Here is a 1,226-nt window from a genome sequence, read left to right on the forward strand (position 1 = left end):
GTTTTTGTCGAACGTGTAGAGGGTCTCAAAAATGTGCTGCGAGACGATGCCAACGAGGTCCGCAGTCGAGGCCATGGCATCGAGCGTAGGCGGCTCGCCGATCGTGGCGACATTGATGACCCCGCCTTTTGTCTGAGCGAAAGCGGAGGGGCTAAGAGCAATCAGCGCTGAACCAAGAAGGAGGGCGAGCTTCAATGATTTCATGACGGGTTCCCTTTGTTATTCCACAATAATGGATTATAGTGTTTTATAGTAGAATAAGAACAAATGCTGATGGGCCTGTCAATTCAAAAAACAAAAGGGCCGCGCGATGAAGCGCAGCCCTTGCTTTGTGATTGAGAGTAGCTGGCTTAAATTATTCCCCCACCGCCAGCGACACTTAACGGTCGTTCCTTGCCAACCAATTCGCGGTAACCGCTCTTGCGATAAGCAGCGACAGGGTCGATTGCACCAGCGGACCGTCGACGGGCCTCGGCGAGAATTGGTTCGACATCGGTGCGGTAGGCGCGCTTCAATGCGTCTGAAGCCATTAGCGCATCGTTCTCATCCTGATAAGCGCTCAATGCCTTTCGATCTACCAGTAGAGCTTGAGCGTAAGCCCGGCGAATTTCATTGGCGCTCGAGATCAGGCTTTCGATCGGATCGGTGACATTGTGCGACTGGTCGATCATGTGGGCGGGATGGAAGTTTTCTACGCCGCGATCTTCCGCATCGACAAGTTCATTGAAGACGAGAAACAGGCGATAGGGATCTATTGACCCGGCATCGAGATCGTCATCGCCATATTTGGAATCGTTGAAATGGAAGCCGCCAAGTTTCTTGAACTGGATCAGCCGCGAAACGATCATCTCGATATTGGTGTTCGGGGCATGATGGCCAAGATCGACAAGACAGTAGGCTTTCGGCCCCAACGTCTGCGCGATGAGATAGTTTGTTCCCCAATCCTGCACCACCGTCGAATAGAAAGCCGGCTCATACATCTTGTGCTCGGAGAAAATACGCCAATCATCCGGCAGCGCTTTATATATCTCCGACATTGATCCGAGATAACGCTCGAAGGCTTTGGCAAAGTTGCTCTGCCCCGGAAAATTGGAAYCATCACCAATCCACACGGTCAGGGCTTTCGAGCCAATCGCCGCACCGATCTCGATACATTCGACGTTGTGCTCGATCGCTTGCGCCCGCGTCGCCGCATTCACATGGCTGAGCGATCCATACTTGTAGGA

At 52.6% G+C, this 1,226-nt stretch carries 1 protein-coding gene and 1 pseudogene; both read right to left on the reverse strand.

What is annotated here, in order from left to right; all coding sequences use genetic code 11:
- Nucleotides 1-204 (reverse strand): annotated as a pseudogene (locus tag ACXJ5O_RS27465) (ABC transporter substrate-binding protein); the annotation flags it as partial.
- Nucleotides 205-350: 146 nt separating this feature from the next.
- Nucleotides 351-1,226: sugar isomerase (locus ACXJ5O_RS27470; protein ID WP_457302671.1), on the reverse strand; the 876-nt coding region annotated here is incomplete at its 5' end.

The sequence above is a fragment of the Phyllobacterium sp. P5_D12 genome (genome assembly GCF_054049495.1).